Consider the following 18659-nt stretch of genomic DNA (forward strand, 5'->3'; position numbering starts at 1 on the left):
TTGTGGACTGCAAAACACGCGATTGCGCGCCACATTCGCTGGAATAGCTCTGTTGTCTTGATCCGCGATGGCATCAACGCCCCTGAGCAAGCTTGCGTACCAAACGCTCCAGCAAGGCAAAAGCATCGCGGGCCTAGCCCACAAAGAGCTGAGCACCAAGCTGATGGAGCTACTGGCTCCAGATGCTGTTCCGAAAACGGAACCCGTGTCCGCCGAAGTTCTTGGTGAGCTCCGCCTAGACATGGGCAAGCTCCAGGAACAGGATTGGCAAGATGCCGAACAGGGGATCTACCCCGAGCAATTGTTGTTCGATGCTCCCTGGTTCGACTGGGTCAGCCGGTACCCGCAGGTTTGGCTGGATCTTCCCTCGACCTGGGATCGACGTCGAGAGCGCAACGTGCACGATCTGCCTAAGGAGACCGATAAAGAGCTTTATCCCGAGTACTACCTCCAGAATTTTCACCATCAAACTGACGGGTATCTGAGTGACCACTCGGCCGGTCTTTACGACCTGCAAGTGGAAATCCTCTTCAATGGCACAGCCGATGCCATGCGACGGCGGGTCTTGGCTCCGCTGAAACGGGGCTTAAAGCACTTCGCAGGCCGTGCTCCTGGCTCTCTGAAGGTTCTCGATGTGGCCACCGGCACGGGCCGGACATTGCAGCAAATTCGGGCTGCCGTGCCCCACGCGCAGCTCATAGGCACCGATCTTTCCGAGTCGTACCTGCGTCAAGCCAATCGCTGGCTGAATGACGGCGATGCATCGCTGGTTCAGCTGATCCGTGCCAACGGAGAATCCCTGCCATTGGCCGATGGATCGGTTCAAGCCGTTACCAGTGTGTTTCTGCTGCACGAACTGCCGGCGGAAGCCCGCCAGAACGTTCTGAATGAGGCCTGGCGTGTACTCGAGCCTGGTGGTGTGTTGGTGCTGGCCGACTCTGTTCAGATGGCTGACTCACCCAAGTTCGCCGCAGTAATGGAGAACTTCCGGCGTGTCTTCCATGAGCCCTTCTACCGCGATTACATCGGCGATGACATCGACGCCCGCCTCTCAGCTGCAGGGTTCGAAGGCATCACTGCGGAAACCCACTTCATGACGCGGGTCTGGTCTGCACGCAAACCCATCGCAGAGGCCAGCTGAGGGGATTCCCTGACACCGTCCCTTGCACGAACGGCTGCGAGCCATAGGGTGTGCTCGAAACCGAAGGGAACTTCATGACCAATCCCTTCCGGCTGCGTTGGCTTCAAGGCTGGACGTTTCAGCTGGTGCTGATGGAAGGTCACGTACAGGTGGAAGCCCATGGTTTTGGCATCTGTCTGCGCACGGCAGTGATGCCGGGGGAAAGTCCTCAGGCAGCGGCAGATCGTTTGGTGCTATCTGAAGATCGACGCAGACGGGCTCTGCACAATGCCTGGATTCGCGGTAAGGACGTGGCACAGCCCACTGAAGTTTCAAGCACAAAAGAGGTTGCCCCCTCCTCCAATTCGCTGGTGGTGGTTGGCTAGACCCATCACCAATCAGGTGACCTGTTCTCCTGATCTATTCAGAGCTGAGCAAGAACCAAGCCAAAGCAAACCCTGCTCCCCCTAAGCGCAGTTCCCTCCAGACGCGCTCCCGAAGACGTTGAGAGGGTCCACTCCGCAGGCGGTTGGCTGATCAGGTTGGCGGCAAGTTTTCATTGCTGCACACATCGCCGTCCCGCAACACCCGACAGGGCATGGGCCGGACATTGGTCTTGCAACAGAAAACGGGGGCAAGGTGAAGCCAACGCAATGCACTGCTACGACGCTTGCCTTTTCGCTATTCCACGCCTTTGCACCCACATCATCTCAAACTAGATCGATCTTCTGATCCAGGGATGACTTCACCCGATGCCCCATGGCCCGACTCCGCCAAAGCCAAGGCAGAAGAGCTGCATCAGTTGCTCCGCATTGGCGATCGCGACTGGCATCAGCTAAAGAGCAACAGACAGCGGCGAGGAGCCGAGTTGCTGGCTGCAGCGATGGTGCAACTGCTTCGCCAAGGGAACAGCTCCGACGTGGAGGACCTGACCCAACAGGCGCTCGGATGGTTCAAAGGAGAGTTAAAGGATCCGGGCTGTCCGCGTCACTGACGGGCCGGCGGCAGGCCAGCTGCAGGCGATTCCCGCGCCGGCTCCAGCGCACATCGTCAAAACATTGGTGGATAAGAAACAATCCACGGCCGCTGGCGGCATCGAGCGCCGTCGGCAGAGTTGCTGTACGGGACTGCTGTGGAAGGCCGCAACCCTCATCTTGAACCTGCCACACCATCCAATTGGGCGTGAGGATGCGGCGAACGCGGAGCTTCTTGGCGGGGTTCTCAGCGTTGCCATGGCGAACGGCATTGACCAGGGCTTCATGCAACCCCAGCTCAATCCGCTGACTGGTAACGACACAACCGACTGGCTCAGTGAGCAGCTCCAGCAAAGGGGCCAGCTGCAAGGTCGACGGCAAGTTGAACTCAGCCCAGCGAAACCTCTTGGACGGCACAGTGGAGCCCGTTGACGTCGGTCTTTCGAACTTACCGTTGATGGGAAGCCCCGTCAGAAACTCCGGGCCACAAGTGCCGGGTGATTCAACAGGGAATCCATCAGGCGAACGCCACGGAGCTGATTGATCAACGGCATATGGCCCTCTGGAGCCTCGATCGACCAGGTGAATGCACCGGGGTAACGCGTCCAGACGCCATCGCATTTCCAGCCGATCCGGGGCCAAAGGCGTTCGTAACGCCCATCGAGGGCTGACAACAACTGGGACTGGGCTGTAAAGCCAAAGCGACCTTGGGAATACACGGTCCAGAGTCGATCGAGACTGACCAGATCAACGCCTGACATCGGCGCTACTTCTGAGAAATAGACGTAGCCCCGTTTCACGGCGGCATCACCGGCTAATTCGCGCAGGCACTGACTGGTGATGCGATCTGCCTCTTCAAAGTTCTGATGGAGCAGCTCCTGCTGCAGAGGCCCGTAATCCAGTCCCACCCCGGAATCAGTGTTCAACCAGCCTCGATCGGATGACGGGATCAGAGCGGAAACAGCATCGGGCTGGTGGCGCTGCAACACCTGCAAGATCCACCCTGCAGCCCAGTCATCCCCGGAGGGGTCGAAACCAGAGAGCAAACCTGGTCCAACCGCAGCCAGCTCCTCAACACGGGTTTCGATCTGCTTGATCAGGGGACGTCGCTGGCGAGGTGTTCCCTTCGCGAAACGATCCAGCAGCTGGTCAACGCTGAGTTTGGTGGCGGGTGTGGAACCGGAGAGCATGAGTCGCAACCGGCCCCAACTGGCTCGGTGTTGGCCACTATGTCAGGCATGGGCGAAACAAGTTCAATCGAGATTCAGCAGCTTCGTGAGCTGAAAGGTCCGCTGGTAGACGTGCGCAGCCCAGGCGAATTTGAAAAGGGACATTGGCCTGGGGCCATCAACGTGCCTCTTTTCAATGATGCAGAACGTGCCGCAGTCGGTACCGCCTACAAGCAGCAGGGACGGACTCCAGCGATTCACCTGGGGCTAGAACTCACCGGCCCCAAGCTCAGCAGCTTGGCCCGTCAACTGGAAAGCCTCCGTCACCAGGGGGATCCACGGATCTACTGCTGGCGGGGCGGAATGCGCTCGGCCAGTGTGGCCTGGCTTGCCCAACAGATCGATCTCAAGCCGAGGCTGCTTCAGGGGGGATACAAGAGCTACCGGCGCTGGGCTCAGAGCCGATTTGAACAGACCTGGCCCCTTCGCGTGATGGGCGGACGCACGGGAACAGGTAAAACCGATCTGCTGTTGGCCATGGCGGCGCGCGGTGCAGCTGTCATTGACTTGGAAGGGCTGGCAAACCACCGCGGCAGCAGTTTCGGCGGCCTGGGCCTACCGGATCAACCCAGTACCGAGCACTACGAGAACCAATTAGCGGAGGCTCTGGATCAACACCTACACCGTGGGGCCACGGCGATCTGGTTGGAAGCTGAAAGCATCCAAGTGGGGCGTTGCCGCATTCCCAAGCCCCTGTTCGATCAGATGCAACAGGCCCCTGTGCTGGAGATTCAGCGCGAGCTAACAGAACGGGTGAACAAATTGGTGCAGGTGTACGGCCACCAGGGGGGAGCCGCTCTGGCTGAAGCAACCGACCGGATCAGTCGACGCTTGGGGCCCCAACGCACCAAGGAAGCCCTCGAAGCGATTGCCAGGGAAGACTGGGCCAGCGCCTGCCTCGCCACGCTCGATTACTACGACCGCTGTTACGACCATGAGTTAGCGCGAACGCCCAGTCACGAAGCGATCGATCTCTCGGGGCTCAGCGCTGATCAAGCCGCCGAGAACTTGATCGACCGGGGGTTCATTGAAATCCCCGATTAAGATCGCCCCCAGCGATGGTTCGAGAACGACGTGAGCAAAGCAGCGATTCAGTTCTTTCGGGGAGTCAACGAGCCAGTGGTGCCCGACATCCGTCTGACCCGCAGCCGTGACGGCCGCACAGGTCAAGCCACCTTCCGTTTCGAACAGCCCGCTGCGATTGCTCCCGAAACCATGGGTGACATCACCGGAATGTGGATGGTCGATGAGGAAGGCGAAATGGTCACCCGGGAAGTGAATGGAAAATTCGTAAACGGCACCGCCAGTGCCCTTGAAGCCGTTTACTCATGGAAATCCGAAGAGGACTTCGAACGGTTCATGCGCTTCGCCCAGCGCTATGCCGATGCCAATGGCTTGGGTTATTCACAAAGCCAGGATTCCGATCAGACTGACGAGGCCGACGATCAACAAGATTGAGACTGCCCCAGTGGCTGTCATTGACAGCCTTCATTGCAGCCATCGTTCTGCTTTGGTCGCTGCGTGACCTGCTCCTGCTGATTTTTGCAGCAGTGGTTCTATCCATGGCACTGTGCACGCTGGTGGGCATCCTTCGAGAGCGGCAGCCGATGCCACGGCCCTTGGCCGTACTGCTCTGCATCGTTGGACTGATGTTGGTGGCAGCAGGTGCGGCAGGCGTTGTTGTCCCGCCTTTTCTCGAGGAATTTGCACTGTTATTGCAGAAGCTGCCCGAAGCGGGGCAGACCCTGGTTCGGCTAGGCCTCGGTTGGATCGACAGCGTCAGTACTTCCATTTATGGCGTCGATGCATTCCCCGATCTTGAGGAACTTGGACTGAGCGGTCCACGCCAGCTCGTGCCCGACGGTTCATCACTCGCCGCCGGCGTGGGCAATGGCTTGTTGGGCCTGCTCGGTTTGGCTGGCAACCTCGGCAACGGTGTTCTGCGTCTGTTGTTCGTGGTGGCTGTGGCACTGATGATCAGCATTCAGCCACAGGCCTATCGGAATGTTGGGCTTCAGCTGATTCCCTCCTTCTACCGACTCCGGGGGCGCCGCATCTTGGATCAATGCGGTGCTGCCTTGAGCAGCTGGATGGTGGGCGTACTGATCAGCTCCCTAGCCGTGTTTGTGCTGTGCAGCATTGCGTTGACACTTTTGGGCGTGAAGCTCGTTCTGGCCAATGCACTCCTAGCAGGCCTGTTGAACGTGGTTCCCAATCTGGGACCAACGATGAGCACAATCTTCCCGATGGCGGTGGCCCTGTTGGATGCACCCTGGAAAGCAGCTGCGGTGCTGGGTGCCTATGTAGTGATCCAGAACATCGAGAGTTATGTGATCACACCATCGGTGATGCACCACCAGGTGAAGCTGCTCCCAGGATTGACCTTGGCTGCTCAGTTCCTGTTCACACTTCTCTTTGGCCCCCTCGGCCTGCTTATGGCTCTGCCCTTGGCGGTGGTGCTTCAGGTAATCATCCGTGAAGTGCTGATCCACGATGTCTTGGATCGCTGGAAACGTCTGGAGCCGGTTCGATGACATCCGGCACGTTTCTTGTTGCACTCACCTTGGTTGTGCTGGTGCTTTTGCTCTGGCACCTGCGTTGGGTGCTGCTGGTGCTATTCGGCGCCGTGGTTTTAGCCGTCGCCCTGGATGTGCTGATTGTTCAGGCTCAAAAGCGATCCCCACTGGAGCGCCCCCAGGCCCTGGCGGTCGTGCTGGGGATTTTGATCTTGGCCGGAGGACTGATTGGGCAACTGCTGGTTCCGGAACTGTTCAGCCAGTTCCAGCAACTGGGGCAGGATCTGCCGCAGTTGGTCAGCAAGGTGTCCGACCTGCTGAGCAATGAGCCACGTCTGGCGCAACTGAATGACGCTTTGGGTGAGGGCCTCAATCTGAAAGGGCTTCAGCCCTTGCTGGGTTTCGCGGGAGGTGCGGCGAACTCGCTGATTCAACTGTTCCTGATGGTTCTGCTCGCGATCCTGCTGGCCTTGGATCCAAACGCCCATCGGCGCATGGTGGTGGCCATGACGCCCCGACTGGCACGTCAGCAGATGGAGCACCTGCTTGATGAATGCCGGCAAGCTTTGGGGGGTTGGCTCAGTGGCATGACCCTCTCCGCCACCACCGTATTTCTGCTCACCTGGGGTGGCCTATTGCTGCTGAAAGCCCCCCTGGCCCTGTTGAGTGCCCTGGTCTGTGGCCTGCTCACATTCGTACCGACCATCGGCCCTACGGCGGCAACGCTGCTGCCCACGGGATTGGCCCTACTGCAGTCGCCGCAATTGATGGTGTCGGTGCTGGTGTTCCGGCTAGTACTGCAGAACCTGGAGGCCTTTCTGCTAACACCACTGTTGCTGCGCAAAACCGTGAATCTGCTGCCCACCGTGGCCTTAACAGCTCAGCTCAGCCTTGGTGCCCTATTGGGGCTTCCTGGCGTATTGCTGGCCCTTCCCCTGGTGGTGGTACTTCAGGTGCTGATGCAGCGCGTGGTGGTACAGCAGATCATGGATCGCTGGGCGTGAGCCGAGAAGCCAGACATGTATCAAACCGAACACTTTGTAACAAGGGTCACACCTGAGACCAGCTCTGACTAAGTATTTTCACTGGGTCGTGAGAACGACGCGTCGAGCGTTGGGACTCTTGGGAGAGGGTCCCAATTTTTTGTCTCCTTCAGAGCAACTGACGTTTCTTTTTCTCGCTCGAATCGCGCTCTCGCTCAACCGCCTGCCAGTAAGCCGCGGAGACTGCAACCTCTTGCCCCCGCTCAATTTGGGTCAACCGCGCTTTCAGCGCTTCCACCTCGGCACGCAAGCCAAACACCACCTCACTAAGACCCGGATTCAACTCCATGGAACCTGAGCAACCAATCGAGTCGTAGCTCAGGCTTGAAAAACAATGACGTTCACCACGATACCGAAGGAGCCACCTCGACGCCCTTCAATCCAATAGTGTGTCCAATAGGTCTTGAGGCAAACCAGCTTGGACGTCATCTTCAATTTCTCCCGTTATGAGGAACTGAGGCAGGCCGTGATGCAGCTGGTTCGCGAGAATTTGGACCCTGAGTTGCTGCACGAGGAAGCCCACGATCTGTTCGAATCGTGGTGGGCCTCAACCCACAGCCAGGGGCAGTGGAATGCCGACGTGAAACAACGCACCTGGGATTCGATCTGGCGTGAATTTGGCAACAGCCCCAAGCGCTAACCGAAGCGACGCCATAAAGAGCCGGAACCCAGCAAGACCAGCACAGCAAGCTGATGATGCCGAATGGCATAACCAAGCCCCGTCATGGTGAACTGATCACTGAGCAGCAGGACTTCGGTGCGCAGATCACCGAGAGCCAGCAGGATCAACAAAATTGGGAACCAACGGGCTGGAACGGCACGGCGTCTGCATTCTGAATTGCAGTTGGAATTAGTCACGGGAGCGGTCCCAGAGGGTGAGCAGCGACGGTGCCAAGGCGATACTCGACCAGGAACCAACAACAACCCCGAGGGCGAGGGCGATCGCAAACCAATACAGCGTTGCCCCCCCAAAAAACACGAGAGCTAAGAGGGGCAGCAAGGTGGTTCCGCTGGTGTAAAGGGTGCGGGTTAATGTGGCAGAAACCGCTTGATCCACCTGCAGTGAAAGGGGCAAGTCGGCGGCGTCCTTGCTGCGTTCGCGGATGCGATCGAAGACCACCACCGTGTCGTTTACCGAGTAACCAGCAATCGTCAGCAGTGAAACCGCAAACAAGCTGTCCACCTCCAGCTGAAGCAAAACCCCGAGCCAAGCAAAGACACCACAAACGATCGCCACGTCGTGGGCCAGCGCCACAAGGGCAAGGAAGGCGTAGCGGCGGTCATAGCGAAAGCTGATGTAGGCCGCAATACCGCTGAAGGCCACCAGCAGAGAAATCAGGCTGCTGCGAAGCAGTTGCTTGCCCAGGCTGGGCCCGATGGTGTCGACCGATTGACCACCGGTGAGGAACGGCCCTGCGACGGGTTCAACGGCCTCAATGACCGCTTGGCCCTGGGCAGCCGACAACGTCGGCAGGCGCAACAACAACGACTGTCCCCCATCCAGAAGCTGAACCCGGGGTGCGCCCAGATTTGGGAGAGGTTGGCCCTCCTCTTGAGGCAGGTCCAGGTTGCGGATCACATCCGAGACCGCAATCGCCTTGAGCTCAGCGCATGCGTCATCACAACGGCGCTCCAGTTGAACCTGCGTGCCGCCGGTGAAATCCAAGCCCGGACGTAGGGGAGCACGAATCCCAGGATCCAACCAGCTGAGCAACAAGCCCAACAGGCTGATCAAAACCACCAGACCAGAAATCAGCCACACCCTGTGGCGCATGCTGCTGAGGGACCAGCGCAGGCTGAGGACCGTGCCCGCTTGTGCCGATGACGATTCTTCAGTCATGGTTCAGGCGGTGGGGGAAGGAAGTTGCCCAGTGGGCAGGAAATTGCTGGCACGACGCAGACCGGCGTAGCCCATCAGGAAACGAAGCAGGGTGCGGGTGCACGTCAGGGCCGTGAACAAACTCAGCAGAACACCGATGCCCAGGGTCGCTGCAAAGCCCTTGACAAGGCCGGTGCCGAGGAAGAAAAGAGCTGCGCAGCTGATCAACGTGGTTAGGTGACCATCAACGATCGATGAAAAGGCCTCGGAGAAGCCTGTATCAATCGACCGGATCAAGGTGTTACCCCGCCGCAATTCATCTTTGATGCGCTCAAAAATCAGCACATTGGCATCCACTGCCATGCCGATCGAGAGGATGAAACCAGCGATTCCCGGCAAGGTGAGGGTGACCGGAATCAAGGCGTACACAGCCAGGTTGAACAGGGCATAGAGGCTGAGGGCCATAACGGCCACCGCCCCAGGCAGGCGATAGGCCACCACCATGAACAGAGCCACCAAAGCCAGGCCCGAGAGAGCGGCCACCAGGCTGCGGCGGATGTTCTCTGCTCCGAGGGTGGGCCCGATGGTGCGGACCTCGATCACCTCAACGGGCAGGGGCAGGGAGCCGCCCCGGAGCTTCACCTCGAGCTCACGGGCCGTTTCCGCGCTGAAATTGCCGCTGATGGTGGCTGCTCCTCCTGAGATTCCAGCACTTTTGAACTGGGGGCCAACACTGGCAGCACTAATCAGCTGATCATCCAATGTGATGGCCAGCAACCGATCGGTACCGGCAATCGATTTGGTGAGGTCAGCGAAAGCCTCAGCACCCTCACCATCGAAATTCAGGGTCACCTCCCAGCTGTTGGGGTTGTTCTGGAGCGGTTGTCGGCCTGCTGTCACCAACTGCTTGCCCGTCAGCGCTGCCGGCTCGAGCATCATGAGCAGATCGGAATCAACCTTTTTCAGAAGCTCGCGGAGCTGCTCCTCCTCCGAGCTTGCCTGACCATCGAGACCCAGAGTCTCCTGGGTTGACTTCAGCTGATCAAGATCCAGAGGCTCAGGGATTTCACCGCGGCGGATCTGATCCTCACGCAACCTGAGGATCGCTTCCACCTGAGAACGGAGCTGCCTCAAACCACGGAACTCAGCTTCGGAATCGGGCTTTTGGGCACGAAATTCCAGCAGAGCCGTATCACCAAGAACCCGCGCGGCGGCGGTGGGATCCTGTTCGCCGGGTAGCTGCAACACAAGCTGCGACTCACCGACCGTCTGCAGGGTGGACTCGGCCACGCCAAGGCCATTGACCCGACGATCTAGAACGGCTTTCACGGCTTCCATCTCTTCGGCGCCGACCCGGGTAATGTCCCCAGCTGGCTTCACTTCAACCGTGAGCTGACTGCCGCCCCGTAGATCGAGGCCCAGTTCCAGCGGCGTACGAACTAAAAACATCCCGGCGGCGATAGCCAGGGCCAGAACAAGGGCAAACCAACCCTGATAACGCGCCATCAACTTCAGATGCCTTTGTTGACCAATGCCTGCGCTGCCTCAACGATCTGATGCGGCTGAATGATCGTGAGGTTCTCCAGGGAACCGTTGTAGGGGGTGGGGATGTCCTGACTGGAGAGACGCACAGGTCGAGCGTCCAGGTCGTCGAAACACTGCTCGGTGATCAGCGCAATCAACTCGGCTCCGATGCCGCCGGTCTTCATGCATTCCTCCACAACGATCACCTTGTTGGTCTTGCGGATGGAGCGACTGATCGTCTCCATGTCGAAGGGCTTGAGGCTGATGAGATCGATTAGTTCAACGCTTACCCCCTCAGCCTCCAGTTGCTCCACGGCCTTGAGGCAGTGATGACGCATCCGGGAGTAAGTGAGGATCGTCACATCGGTGCCTTCCTGCACCAGATCAGCCTGATCGAGGGCACAGGTGTAGTCGCCTTCGGGGAGCTCCTCAGTGAGGTTGTAGAGCAAAACGTGCTCGAAGAAGAGCACAGGATTGTTGTCGCGAATCGCGGCCTTCATCAGGCCTTTGGCATTGGTGGGCGTGCTGCAGGCCACGATCTTGATGCCGGGGACAGCATGGAAGTAGGCCTCAAGCCGTTGGCTGTGCTCGGCGCCAAGCTGACGACCCACACCACCAGGGCCGCGAACCACGGTGGGAATGGTGAAGTTGCCGCCGCTGGTGTAGCGGAGCATTCCCATGTTGTTAGAGATCTGGTTGAAGGCCAGGAGCAGGAAGCCCATGTTCATACCCTCAACAATCGGCCGGAGGCCGGTCATCGCGGCACCAACCGCCATTCCGGTGAAGCCGTTCTCAGCAATTGGAGTGTCGAGCACTCTGAGATCGCCGTACTTCTCGGCCAGATCCTTGGTGACCTTGTAACTGCCGCCGTAATGGCCGACGTCTTCCCCCATCACACAGACGTGGGGGTCTCTCCCCATCTCCTCGTCGATGGCTTCCCGGAGGGCGTTGAAGAGAAGTGTTCCTGCCACAGCGTCACAGTGATTCCGGCCAATCCGGGTGGTGAAGCCAAGCTATCTCAGTCAGCGCAGGGTCAACCGCCCGCCGCGAAGGTGAACAACAACAAAACGGAGAGCAGCATGGCCGGAGACAGCAGCAACGCCAGCTGGCCGAGGTCGTGGGGCGTCATCCAAACCCTGGCAATGAGCGGACGCTAGGCAGGGTTCTGATCGCGAGCCGTAAAGAGACTGCGAAGAAACACCAGGGTCAGGCCTAGGGCCACAAACCCTGAGCTAAAGGTGGCCAAGAAGGACAAACCCACCAGCAGGGTCTTGAGGGTGACGGCGATGTTTTGGGCAATCGGCGAGCTGTAATGCGGGGGGTGAACGGCGAAATACACCACCATCCGCCGACTCATGCCCAGGGCCAGCCAGGCCAAAAGCCCAGCCGTAAGCGCTCCGGAGAGAAAGCTCAGCGGACCTTTGCGCGGATCCCTTGGTTCGGGGCTCTCTGGTGTGGGGGCATCAGTCATTCCTCGATCCTCACGCCATCGCTGCGTAGGGCGCAAGACCAAGCCTTCAAGCCGGCGCGCTCCAGCTGGGGGGTGAGCTGATCCTGCGCCTGGCGGCATGACACCAGATCGGAGAACAGCGCGAAACAACTGGGCCCAGAACCGCTCATAGCCACTGCCAAGCTGTGCGGAACGCTCTTCAACAAATCGAGCGCCGAACGCACTGCAGCTGTTTCAGGAGCAACCACCTCCTGCAGGTCATTGCGCAAGGGAGGTGGCAGATCGCTGCGCAAAGGGTGGAGCCAATTAACGCTTCGCAAGGCTTGCCGGCGTTTTTCAAAAGCCGCCTCATCAGCGAGGTAGTGGGATTGATTGACCTCACGGCAACGCTTGTAGGCCCAGGGCGTTGAGACGCTCACCGTGGGGTCTTTGACCAAAAGCACTGCCAGGGGTTGGGGCGTTGGCGGCACGGCTTCCAGTTGTTCGCCTCGCCCGAAACAGAGCTGACATCCTCCGGCCACACAGAAGGGCATGTCTGAACCGAGCTCAGCGGCCATTCGCTCCAGCGCCGCCGGGCTATGGCCCAACCCCCACAGGGCATTCAGTCCCACCAATGCTGCGGCGCCGTCGCTGGAGCCACCAGCCAGGCCAGCTCCAATGGGGATGCGCTTCTCCAGATAAATCGACGCTCCCAGTTCCCTGAAACCGGAACGGTCCCGGAGCAGTTGGGCCGCCTTGATGATCAGGTTGTCGTCGCCGACACCGAGGGTGGCGTCATCGCAAGTGAGGCTGAGTTGAGCATCGGCGGTGTTCTGAAAGCTCAGGCGATCGGCCAAGTCGATGCTCTGCATCACCATGGCCAGCTCGTGGAAACCGTCCGACCGCAGCCCCAGGACCTCAAGGTGCAGATTGACTTTGGCCGGGGCCGTCACCGTGATCATGGTGGTTGTTCAGTCGCCCCGATTCAAACCCCTGGCCAGGGCGACCCAGGTGTCGGGAGCGAGTTCCTGAGGGCGTTGCTGCAGGCTGAAACCTGAAGAGGCAGCCAGATCCTGTAAGCGCTCTGGCTCAGCCACGCCCGCCAGGGTGTTGCGCAACATCTTTCGCCGCGCCAAAAACGCCTGCTTCAGCAGCGATTCCACTCGGACGGCCAAAGCTGGCTCCACCCGCTCCGAAGCCGGCAAGGGATCCAGGCAGATCACTTCTGATTGCACCTTTGGTGGAGGCTGGAAACATCGCGGTGGCACCGGACACACCGAACGGCACCGGGCCAGCAACTGCATGCGCACGCTCAGAGCGCTGAAACCGCTTTGGCCGGGCCGGGCGTGAATCCGCTCCGCCACTTCCTTCTGCACCAGCAACACAAGCCGTTGGTAGGACGGATCCACCGGCCGATCCAGTCGGCCCACCAACCGCTCCAGTAGCGGACCTGTGATGTTGTACGGGATGTTGGCCACCACCTTGTCAGCGATATGGCCATCGCTCAATTCAAGTGGAGCTTCGAGAACATCGCCTTGATGGAGGCTGAACCCAGGCTGAGCCCCAAAACGCTCCTGAAGACCGTCCACCAGATCGCGGTCGAGCTCAATCGCATGAACCGCCTTCACCCCCTCGGCCAGCAGACGCTCAGTTAACGCACCCCGACCTGGCCCCACCTCAAGCACCCGATCGGAGGACTGCAGATCAGCAGCCTCGATAATTCGTTGCAGTATGGAGTCATCCCGCAACCAGTGCTGACCGAAACGCTTGCGGGCGTGATGTCCGGAGAAACCCATGGGTCAACTGTGCATCAGCACAGCCGTTCCACATCATTCAGCGAATCGTTCGGCGGGATGTCATCAAGGGAACAAGGGCCAGCTTGACCCGGAGCAGCTGCTCAGCTGACGCCGGATACACAGCTCTCCAACAACTGATTGCGCGAGCCATGTGGCGCTGTTTGACGGGGTGAATGGCATCAAGGCCATGGCGGTCCCGACATCCAGTGCGACGGCCCTTCACCTCCACCACCAACAGCTGCTGCTGCCTCTCCAGCACCAAATCGATCTCACCCCAGCGGCAGTGCCAGTGCGGTCCAGCAACCGCCATCCCTGCGCTTCCAGCTGCTGCAAGACCTGCTGCTCTGCCCAGCCACCGCTGCCTTGAGACTCCACCTGCATGAACCATCACGTCTTGGTTCAAACCATTCCCCCCAGGAACGGTTCTAGGGTTTAGCGGTGATGGTTCCGATCATGCGAAGACGATTCACGGCCGTATTGATCTCTCTGGTGGTGTTCACATGCCAGTGGCTGTTGGCGGCTCCGGCCCACGCAGCGATGGATGTGGCCAAACAGGTGTTGATCGGTGCCGACTACTCAAACAAGGACCTGCGCGGGGCCACCTTCAACCTCAGCAACCTGCGCGAAGCCAATCTCTCCGGATCGGACCTGCGGGGAGCCAGCCTCTACGGCGCCAAGCTTCAGGACGCCGACCTCAGCGGCACCGATCTGCGTGAAGCCACCCTGGACGCCGCTGTGATGACAGGCACCAACCTTGAGGATGCCGTGCTGGAGGGGGCTTTTGCCTTCAACACCCGCTTTAGCGATGTGTTGATCACGGGAGCCGACTTCACCGACGTTCCCATGCGCGGTGACCAACTCAAAAGCCTCTGCGCCGTTGCCGACGGAACAAATTCCGTCACGGGCCGCAGCACCCGCGAGAGTCTCGGTTGCGCTTGAACCATGAGTTTTGATCCCCGCAGCCTCGAGCGCCTGCGTGAGTTGGGGCGTCAACTCCCCGCACGCCTGCCGGAACCGGAGAGGCCTTCAGCAGCTCCAAAAGCCAGCCAGGTGCGCCATCGCGTTGAAACCGAGAAGAACCCGGAGGAGCTCTTCCGAGAACTGATGAAGGCCAGCCAGGACGGCACCGTTCCTGAGCATCTGATGGCCCGCCTCAAACAGTTGGAGGCCCAAAGCAAACCATCGGCTCAACCGTCGCCGTTCAACAGCAACGACGACACACCAGCCCTTGGCCCACCAGCGCGCAGCCAGCCCGGACCAGGAAAAAACACCCAGCCGAAACGGCCGAAGGTTGACCCGGGCAGCGAGGAGGAAAGCCTGTATGTGGCTTTCGGGCAGCTGCTGCTCGAGGGCGAGGGAGACGACGTTTGAATCCGGCCCGTTGCCGGATTCTTGCGGTGGGCAAAATTCGTCGTGGCTGGATTCAAGACGGCATTGACCTGTACCTCAAACGACTGCCTGGATTAGCCATCAGCGAACTTCGCGACAGCAACCCAGACAAGGAAGCCGATGCCATCAGAGCGGCCCTACGACCTGATGAAACCCTGATTGCGCTGATGGAGCAGGGCGACACCTTGGCGTCGGTGCCTTTCGCGCAACGACTCGAACAATTCGGCAACCAGCGGCTGGCCTTTGTGATTGGTGGAGCCGACGGTCTCACAGCTGAGCTCAAGGCGCAGGCCCAATGGCGTCTGAGCCTCTCCCCGATGACCTTCCCCCACGAACTGGCACGGCTGATGCTTGTGGAACAACTGTTCCGGGCTCAGGCGATTGTCCAAGGCAGCCCTTATCACCGCGCCTAGGATTCAGCGATGGCCGCTGACCTCTCAGCCTCGACCATGCTGCACGTCATCGACAACCTTCTGCCCGACAGCGCCCTCCAGGACCTACGCGACCTCTGTGACATCCATGGGCGGCTTAAGTAGCAACACGACGGCGATGGCCAGTTCAGCTGGCGACCCGAGACGGGTGCCCCCCGGACCATCCACGCACCCGCTCAGCAAGCCCTCGTCGATCGCTACCTCGATCAGGCCCTCCTCCTGATAGCAACACCGTTCGCCCCCCAGCGGGCTGGAGTCGAGTGGTGGTTCAACACCAACAACGATTTCGACTGGCACATCGACAAGGACGAGTTCGAAGGCCAACGCAGCGGCCGTTTTGTGCTGCCGTTGCTGTCCACCGTCTTCTACCCCACGTGAGCTGCGCTGGCGGCGAACTGCTGGTGGCCGACAACCCTCCGATCGAGAACGGATACCAAGGGCCGTTGCCCACGTTCCGCTCGGTGATCTCGATCCCACCGGTGGTGAACCGCCTGGTGCTCTTCTCCCCCTGCATCCTGCATCGGATCAACCAGTTCGAAGGCGAGCGCTATTCCGTGGCCGTGAACATCTGGGAGCAAGCACCCCTCACCACAACGGCTGCAGAGCCGCCGGCTTGAATTTTTCGATCGAAACCGTCCAGGCCCGTGGGGAGAAAGCCTGCAATCCCGCTTTGAACGCGGCCGTATCTCCCGTGTTCAACCAGTCCGCCTTGAGCCTGGGCACGTCCTCCGGCAGCCGTTCCATCGGCAGCTCCACCAGCAGCAGGCTGTCAGCTCCAGCCGCACGCTGCAGAACACCCTGATCACTGCGCTGCCACACCCGCAGCAGCAGCTCCAGCACCAGGACATGGCCCAACACCTCCGGAGCCTCACCCTGGGGAGCCACATCTTTCTGAGACCGTCCCCCCAGGGGCAAAGCGCGCTGGCCCTGCTGATCGATCAGCGCCATGGCCACGAGGTAAGGGGAGTCAGCCAACACCAGATTTCGAAGGACACCATCCTCACCGAATCCCCCCCACAGCAATCAGTACATGCGTACTATTTAGCCAGCTGTTGCTGCTGCCGTGGAGTTCCAACACAGACCGCTGCCCCTACAGCCCAAGCGCAGTCGGCTCACCCTGCCCCTGGCTGGGGAACACATCGCCGCTGGTTTCCCATCCCCCGCTGATGACTACGTCGACGTGGGGATCGACCTCAATGAACAGCTGATCCGGCATCCCACCAGCACCTTTTTTCTGCATGTGAGCGGCGAATCGATGACCGACGCCGGCATCCACGATGGCGATCTTCTAGTGGTCGATCGCAGCCTCGACCCGCGCCCGGGCCAGGTGGTTGTGGCCGTGCTTGACGGTGCCTTCACCCTCAAACGCCTGATGCGCCATCGCGGCCGGTTGCGCCTGGAAGCCGCCCATACGGACTATCCGCCGCTGGAGCTTCACCGCTGCGGCGAGGTGCAGATCTGGGGCGTCGCCATCCACGTCATCCATCCGCTCTGAAGCGACATCGCCATGCCTCAGGCCACGGCCCTGATCGATGGAAACAATTTCTATGCCTCCTGCGAACAGAGCCTGGACCCGGCTCTGATCGGCCACCCCGTAGTGGTGCTGTCCAACAACGACGGCTGCATCGTGGCGCGCAGTGCCGAAGCGCGTGCCCTGGGCATCCGCATGGGGACGCCGTACTTCAAGGCGCGCCGGGAGCTAGAGCAGCACAACGTTGTGGTGCGCAGTTCGAACTACGCCCTCTATGCCGATATGAGCCAGCGCATGATGAGCCTGCTGGAGGCCCACTGTGAAGAGCTGGAGGTGTATTCAATTGACGAGGCCTTCGGAAGGGTTTGTCGTCCCCGCAATGGCGACCTGCAGGGTTGGGCCCGTCAGCTGCGGGCACGGGCACGGCAGAACCTCGGCCTTCCGATCGCCATCGGCTTAGGGGCCAGCAAGGCACAGGCCAAGCTGGCCAATCGCCTGGCCAAACAGACCCCAGACCATGCCGGGATGTTCGACCTCGGCCAGTGCGACAACCCCGATCGCTGGCTGGAAACCATTGCGATCGAAGATGTGTGGGGAATCGGTCGCCAATTGGCCCATTGGTGTCGCCTGCGGGGCATCAGCAACGCACGACACCTCCGGGACATGCCGAGCGGTGAACTACGCGCCAAATGCGGCGTGGTGGGTCTGCGGCTGCAATGGGAGCTGCGAGGCCATGCCTGCCTGCCGCTGGAGCTTGCACCGGCACCGAAGCAAGAAACCTGCGTGAGCCGCAGTTTCAGCCGACCCATCACCAGCCAGGAGGAGCTGCACCAGGCCATCGCCACCTATGTGGTGCGCGCCGCCGAGAAATTGCGCAAGCAACGGCAACGGGCAGCAGCGCTCACCATTTACACCCGCACCAGCCCGTTCGCTCCTGGGTTTTACAGCCAAGCCGCCAGCACGCAGCTGGACCTACCAAGCAATGACACAGCCGTGCTGCTGAAGGCGGCACGACCCTTGGTGGCACGGATCTTTCGCCCGCACCGTCCACTGGCCAAGGCCGGCGTGCTGATGCAGCACCTGCAGAGCCACGACATCCTGCAAACCCATCTGATGGTGCCGATGAGTGAGGAGCAGCAGCAGAAACGGGAGTGCCTGATGCAGACCATCGACCGGATCAATCGGCGTTACGGGAGTGGAACCCTGCAATGGGCCGGTTGCGGACTGCAGCCCAGCTGGTTGATGCGGCGTGAGCAACTCAGCCGCGCCGCCACCACTCGTCTGCAGGATCTGCCGGTGGTGAGGGCCTGATCAACGCAATCCAGGAACGCCTCAGACCTCCTGCAGCAACTGAATGACCTGTTCACGGGTGCTGAGCAGCAACACCATCCGCTCACCGTGGGCGTTGAGGCCCGTCTGCTCCCGCACCAGATCGGTGCTGGCCAAAGCCAATCCTCCGGTTTCGGTGAACAGCACCGGCAGGGTGCCCTGGTGCCCGCGCATGCCCTGCAGATCCAGCGCCTGACGAACAGCCCGCTGGGCTTTGTCGGACCCCAGACGCTCCACGAAGGCCGGCCAGAGGTGGTTGACCGGATCGAGCGCGGCGAAATCAAGCTGCGAATCAGTCATCAGGACGGCAACAACGCAAGGGCTTCGCTGATCATCTGCGGGGTGACGGCAATCCGCTCAAGCGGATCGGCATTGTCGAGATAGGCCTCAAACGACGCGAAGCGCTCGATCACAGGGTCGGCCCCCTGGGCGGCGCAAGCCTCGACCCAATCCCCCTCCTCCGGCTTTACCGCGACGTAGGCCTGCAGAGCTTCCTCCAGATCGCCGCCGTCGCCGACGCCCTCGCCGTGCCAGATCGCTTCGAAGAATTCAGACATCTTCAGCTCGAGGAACAGATCCTGATGCAGTT

General features: G+C 60.2%; 28 protein-coding genes. 14 read left to right on the plus strand and 14 right to left on the minus strand.

Annotation, left to right across the window (positions count from 1 at the left end; all coding sequences use genetic code 11):
- The first annotated feature begins 67 nt into the window (after positions 1–67).
- The 3 genes from FZZ85_RS03465 to FZZ85_RS03475 all read left to right on the plus strand — a co-directional run bounded on the left by FZZ85_RS03465 (position 68) and on the right by FZZ85_RS03475 (position 2114).
- Positions 68–1141: a class I SAM-dependent methyltransferase gene (locus tag FZZ85_RS03465; RefSeq protein WP_226412261.1), complete on the plus strand. Its 1074-nt coding sequence runs from the start codon at positions 68–70 to the stop codon at positions 1139–1141.
- Between the two features lie 74 nt (positions 1142–1215).
- Complete coding sequence (locus tag FZZ85_RS03470; protein WP_226412263.1) at positions 1216–1506, plus strand: copper-binding protein; 291 nt, start codon at positions 1216–1218, stop codon at positions 1504–1506.
- A gap of 353 nt (positions 1507–1859) precedes the next feature.
- Positions 1860–2114 carry a DUF6439 family protein gene (locus tag FZZ85_RS03475; RefSeq protein WP_226412265.1) on the plus strand — a complete coding sequence of 85 codons (255 nt, stop codon included), beginning with the start codon at positions 1860–1862 and terminating at the stop codon, positions 2112–2114.
- On the opposite strand, the gene FZZ85_RS03480 is transcribed toward FZZ85_RS03475, so the two are convergent.
- Both FZZ85_RS03480 and FZZ85_RS03485 read right to left on the minus strand, forming a co-directional pair.
- Positions 2074–2511, minus strand: coding sequence for an ATP-binding protein (locus tag FZZ85_RS03480; RefSeq protein ID WP_226412267.1), 438 nt, complete (start codon positions 2509–2511; stop codon positions 2074–2076). The two genes, FZZ85_RS03475 and FZZ85_RS03480, sit on opposite strands and share 41 nt — an antisense overlap.
- A 53-nt stretch (positions 2512–2564) precedes the next feature.
- Positions 2565–3284 (minus strand): GUN4 domain-containing protein, encoded by a 720-nt coding sequence (locus FZZ85_RS03485; RefSeq protein WP_226412269.1) that lies wholly within the window; start codon positions 3282–3284, stop codon positions 2565–2567.
- 39 nt (positions 3285–3323) lie between these two features.
- On the opposite strand from FZZ85_RS03485, the gene mnmH reads away from it, so the two are divergent.
- The 4 genes from mnmH to FZZ85_RS03505 are packed head-to-tail and all read left to right on the plus strand — an operon-like array spanning position 3324 to position 6843.
- A complete protein-coding gene (mnmH, locus tag FZZ85_RS03490; RefSeq protein ID WP_226412489.1) occupies positions 3324–4367 on the plus strand; it encodes a tRNA 2-selenouridine(34) synthase MnmH in 1044 nt (347 codons plus the stop codon).
- A gap of 30 nt (positions 4368–4397) precedes the next feature.
- Complete coding sequence (psb28, locus tag FZZ85_RS03495) at positions 4398–4781, plus strand: photosystem II reaction center protein Psb28 (RefSeq protein ID WP_226412271.1); 384 nt, start codon at positions 4398–4400, stop codon at positions 4779–4781.
- Positions 4778–5857 carry an AI-2E family transporter gene (locus tag FZZ85_RS03500; protein WP_226412273.1) on the plus strand — a complete coding sequence of 360 codons (1080 nt, stop codon included), beginning with the start codon at positions 4778–4780 and terminating at the stop codon, positions 5855–5857. Before psb28 ends, FZZ85_RS03500 begins: the two co-directional genes overlap by 4 nt.
- Positions 5854–6843, plus strand: a complete 990-nt coding sequence (locus tag FZZ85_RS03505; RefSeq protein WP_226412275.1) for an AI-2E family transporter — start codon at positions 5854–5856, stop codon at positions 6841–6843. Before FZZ85_RS03500 ends, FZZ85_RS03505 begins: the two co-directional genes overlap by 4 nt.
- Positions 6844–6991: 148 nt before the next feature.
- On the opposite strand, the gene FZZ85_RS03510 is transcribed toward FZZ85_RS03505, so the two are convergent.
- Positions 6992–7171 (minus strand): hypothetical protein, encoded by a 180-nt coding sequence (locus FZZ85_RS03510; RefSeq protein WP_226400051.1) that lies wholly within the window; start codon positions 7169–7171, stop codon positions 6992–6994.
- 129 nt (positions 7172–7300) lie between these two features.
- On the opposite strand from FZZ85_RS03510, the gene FZZ85_RS03515 reads away from it, so the two are divergent.
- Positions 7301–7522, plus strand: coding sequence for a hypothetical protein (locus tag FZZ85_RS03515; RefSeq protein WP_226412277.1), 222 nt, complete (start codon positions 7301–7303; stop codon positions 7520–7522).
- On the opposite strand, the gene FZZ85_RS03520 is transcribed toward FZZ85_RS03515, so the two are convergent.
- The 8 genes from FZZ85_RS03520 to FZZ85_RS03555 form a co-directional block, all read right to left on the minus strand.
- Positions 7519–7740, minus strand: a complete 222-nt coding sequence (locus tag FZZ85_RS03520) for a hypothetical protein (protein ID WP_226412279.1) — start codon at positions 7738–7740, stop codon at positions 7519–7521. The two genes, FZZ85_RS03515 and FZZ85_RS03520, sit on opposite strands and share 4 nt — an antisense overlap.
- Positions 7733–8722, minus strand: a complete 990-nt coding sequence (gene secF / locus FZZ85_RS03525) for a protein translocase subunit SecF (RefSeq protein WP_226412281.1) — start codon at positions 8720–8722, stop codon at positions 7733–7735. The genes FZZ85_RS03520 and secF overlap by 8 nt, the downstream gene beginning before the upstream one ends.
- A gap of 3 nt (positions 8723–8725) precedes the next feature.
- Entirely contained in the window at positions 8726–10207 is a 1482-nt protein-coding gene (secD, locus tag FZZ85_RS03530; RefSeq protein WP_226412283.1) for a protein translocase subunit SecD, read from the minus strand.
- Between the two features lie 5 nt (positions 10208–10212).
- Positions 10213–11196, minus strand: a complete 984-nt coding sequence (locus FZZ85_RS03535; protein WP_226412285.1) for a pyruvate dehydrogenase complex E1 component subunit beta — start codon at positions 11194–11196, stop codon at positions 10213–10215.
- A gap of 182 nt (positions 11197–11378) precedes the next feature.
- Positions 11379–11696, minus strand: a complete 318-nt coding sequence (locus tag FZZ85_RS03540) for a DUF3082 domain-containing protein (protein WP_226412287.1) — start codon at positions 11694–11696, stop codon at positions 11379–11381.
- Positions 11693–12616, minus strand: a complete 924-nt coding sequence (gene ispE, locus FZZ85_RS03545; protein WP_226412289.1) for a 4-(cytidine 5'-diphospho)-2-C-methyl-D-erythritol kinase — start codon at positions 12614–12616, stop codon at positions 11693–11695. The genes FZZ85_RS03540 and ispE overlap by 4 nt, the downstream gene beginning before the upstream one ends.
- Before the next feature lie 9 nt (positions 12617–12625).
- Positions 12626–13450 carry a 16S rRNA (adenine(1518)-N(6)/adenine(1519)-N(6))-dimethyltransferase RsmA gene (gene rsmA / locus FZZ85_RS03550; protein ID WP_226412291.1) on the minus strand — a complete coding sequence of 275 codons (825 nt, stop codon included), beginning with the start codon at positions 13448–13450 and terminating at the stop codon, positions 12626–12628.
- A gap of 37 nt (positions 13451–13487) precedes the next feature.
- On the minus strand, positions 13488–13760 hold the full coding sequence (locus FZZ85_RS03555) for a YraN family protein (RefSeq protein ID WP_255615961.1): 273 nt from the start codon (positions 13758–13760) through the stop codon (positions 13488–13490).
- Between the two features lie 143 nt (positions 13761–13903).
- Here FZZ85_RS03555 and FZZ85_RS03560 point away from each other — a divergent pair, with 143 nt between their 5' ends.
- From FZZ85_RS03560 to FZZ85_RS03575, 4 genes are all read left to right on the plus strand, one after another.
- Positions 13904–14389 carry a pentapeptide repeat-containing protein gene (locus tag FZZ85_RS03560; protein WP_226400064.1) on the plus strand — a complete coding sequence of 162 codons (486 nt, stop codon included), beginning with the start codon at positions 13904–13906 and terminating at the stop codon, positions 14387–14389.
- 3 nt (positions 14390–14392) lie between these two features.
- Positions 14393–14821 carry a hypothetical protein gene (locus FZZ85_RS03565; protein ID WP_226412295.1) on the plus strand — a complete coding sequence of 143 codons (429 nt, stop codon included), beginning with the start codon at positions 14393–14395 and terminating at the stop codon, positions 14819–14821.
- A complete protein-coding gene (locus FZZ85_RS03570; protein ID WP_226412297.1) occupies positions 14818–15252 on the plus strand; it encodes a 23S rRNA (pseudouridine(1915)-N(3))-methyltransferase RlmH in 435 nt (144 codons plus the stop codon). The genes FZZ85_RS03565 and FZZ85_RS03570 overlap by 4 nt, the downstream gene beginning before the upstream one ends.
- Before the next feature lie 392 nt (positions 15253–15644).
- Entirely contained in the window at positions 15645–15887 is a 243-nt protein-coding gene (locus FZZ85_RS03575) for a 2OG-Fe(II) oxygenase (RefSeq protein WP_226412299.1), read from the plus strand.
- On the opposite strand, the gene FZZ85_RS03580 is transcribed toward FZZ85_RS03575, so the two are convergent.
- Positions 15856–16245: a hypothetical protein gene (locus tag FZZ85_RS03580; protein ID WP_226412301.1), complete on the minus strand. Its 390-nt coding sequence runs from the start codon at positions 16243–16245 to the stop codon at positions 15856–15858. The genes FZZ85_RS03575 and FZZ85_RS03580 overlap by 32 nt on opposite strands.
- Positions 16246–16333: 88 nt before the next feature.
- Between FZZ85_RS03580 and FZZ85_RS03585 the strand changes: the two genes are divergently transcribed.
- A complete protein-coding gene (locus FZZ85_RS03585) occupies positions 16334–16765 on the plus strand; it encodes a translesion error-prone DNA polymerase V autoproteolytic subunit (RefSeq protein ID WP_226412303.1) in 432 nt (143 codons plus the stop codon).
- Between the two features lie 12 nt (positions 16766–16777).
- Positions 16778–18052 (plus strand): Y-family DNA polymerase, encoded by a 1275-nt coding sequence (locus FZZ85_RS03590; RefSeq protein WP_226412305.1) that lies wholly within the window; start codon positions 16778–16780, stop codon positions 18050–18052.
- 21 nt (positions 18053–18073) lie between these two features.
- Here FZZ85_RS03590 and FZZ85_RS03595 read toward each other — a convergent pair whose 3' ends face one another.
- Together FZZ85_RS03595 and FZZ85_RS03600 are read right to left on the minus strand one after the other, a co-directional pair.
- Positions 18074–18370, minus strand: coding sequence for a hypothetical protein (locus FZZ85_RS03595; protein ID WP_226412307.1), 297 nt, complete (start codon positions 18368–18370; stop codon positions 18074–18076).
- Positions 18370–18627, minus strand: a complete 258-nt coding sequence (locus FZZ85_RS03600) for a hypothetical protein (RefSeq protein ID WP_226412309.1) — start codon at positions 18625–18627, stop codon at positions 18370–18372. Before FZZ85_RS03600 ends, FZZ85_RS03595 begins: the two co-directional genes overlap by 1 nt.
- Positions 18628–18659: the final 32 nt, after the last annotated feature.

It is taken from the genome of Synechococcus sp. MU1642, from assembly GCF_020514115.1.
In the GTDB taxonomy this organism is placed as follows: domain Bacteria; phylum Cyanobacteriota; class Cyanobacteriia; order PCC-6307; family Cyanobiaceae; genus Parasynechococcus.